Genomic DNA, 1,367 nt, shown 5'->3' with positions numbered 1-1,367 from the left:
GTGGCCCAGGCCCTGCTCGGCGGTGACGAACTTGTGGCCGTAGGGGCTCACGAAGCGGCGGCCCAGGTACTGCGCGCCGTAGAACGCCTCGAGGGTGTTGCCGGCCGGATCCTGGAACCGGATCATGCCCTCGACCCGGCGCTCGCCGAGCTCCTCCTTGGTGCCCTCGGTGAAGGCGACCCCGGCCTTGGACAGGGTCTCGCGCAGCTGCTGCAGCCCGCGGGCGTCGGTGACCTCCCAGCCCGAGACCAGCAGCCGGTCCTGCTCACCGGGGACGATCACCAGTCGCGCGGCGAAATCGTCCATGCGCAGGTAGAGCGCGTCGGGGTTGAGCCCGTCGCCCTCCATCATGCCGAGCACCTTGAGGCCGTACTCGCGCCAGGCCGCCATATCGGTGGCCTCGATGCGCATGTAGCCGAGCGCCTTGATACTCATGCTCACTTCTCCTTGACGCCGAGCAGGAAGTCGGTTGCCAGGCGGTTGAATTCGTCGAACTTCTCCAGCTGTGCCCAGTGTCCACAACCGCCGAAGACATGCAACTGCACGCGGGGCACCATCTTCAAGGCGACCAGGGCGCCGTCGATCGGGTTGACCCGATCCTCACGGCCCCAGATCATGAGCACCGGCTGTCGCAGCTTGAACGCGTCGCGCCAGATCATGCCCTTGGCGAAATCCGGTCCGGCGAAGGACTTGCCCATGGCACGGGTGGCGGCCAGCGACTCCGGCTGCGAGGCCGAGGCGAAGCGCTCCTCGACGAGTTCCGGCGTGATCAGCTTCTGGTCGAAGACCATGATCCGCAGGAACGCCTCCAGGTTCTCCTTCGTGGGTTCGAAGTTGAACTTGGACAGCAGCTTCACGCCCTCGGTGGGGTCCGGCGCGAACAGGTTGGTGGACAGGCCGCCCGGGCCCATCAGCACCAGCTTGCCGGCGCGGTCCGGGTAGTCCAGCGCGAAGCGGGTGGCCGCGCCGCCGCCGAGCGAATTGCCCAGCAGGTGAACGCGTTCGGTGATGCCGAGGGTGTCGAGCAGGTCCTTCAGCGCCGAGGCCGAGTGCACGAAGTACTGCGGGTGCTCGGTCGGCTTGTCGGACTGGCCGAACCCGGGCTGGTCGACGGCGAGGACGTGAAAGTCCTCGGCCAGCACCGGAATGTTCTTGGCGAAGTTGGACCATGAGGACGCGCCCGGACCGCCGCCGTGCAGCAGCACGATGGTGGGGCCGTTGCCGACACCGGCCTCGTGGTAGTGCAGCTTCAGGTCCGGCCGCACCTGCGCGAAGCGCGAGGTGGACTCGTAGGTGATTTCTCCCACTGCGGCGGGCCGCACATCGGATTCCGTGGTCATGGATTACACCATCGTGTCACCGTCTAC

At 67.0% G+C, this 1,367-nt stretch carries 1 protein-coding gene and 1 pseudogene; both read right to left on the bottom strand.

All coding sequences use genetic code 11. The features are described 5' to 3' along the window. Window positions 1–435 (bottom strand): annotated as a pseudogene (locus ABZ909_RS43675) (2,3-dihydroxybiphenyl 1,2-dioxygenase); the annotation flags it as partial. Window positions 436–437: 2 nt separating this feature from the next. Further along, window positions 438–1,340 carry a 4,5:9,10-diseco-3-hydroxy-5,9,17-trioxoandrosta-1(10),2-diene-4-oate hydrolase gene (gene hsaD / locus ABZ909_RS43670; protein WP_357012406.1) on the bottom strand — a complete coding sequence of 301 codons (903 nt, stop codon included), beginning with the start codon at window positions 1,338–1,340 and terminating at the stop codon, window positions 438–440. Window positions 1,341–1,367 lie beyond the last annotated feature (27 nt).

Origin of the sequence: Nocardia sp. NPDC046763 (genome assembly GCF_040645495.1) — a bacterium.
Taxonomy (GTDB): Bacteria; Actinomycetota; Actinomycetes; order Mycobacteriales; family Mycobacteriaceae; genus Nocardia.
This window is presented reverse-complemented; position numbering and strand designations above follow the sequence as displayed.

Bases quoted from the DNA above. Each gene is read 5' to 3' on its own strand.
- hsaD (WP_357012406.1), bottom strand. From the start codon at position 1,340: ATGACCACGGAATCCGATGTGCGGCCCGCCGCAGTGGGAGAAATCACC.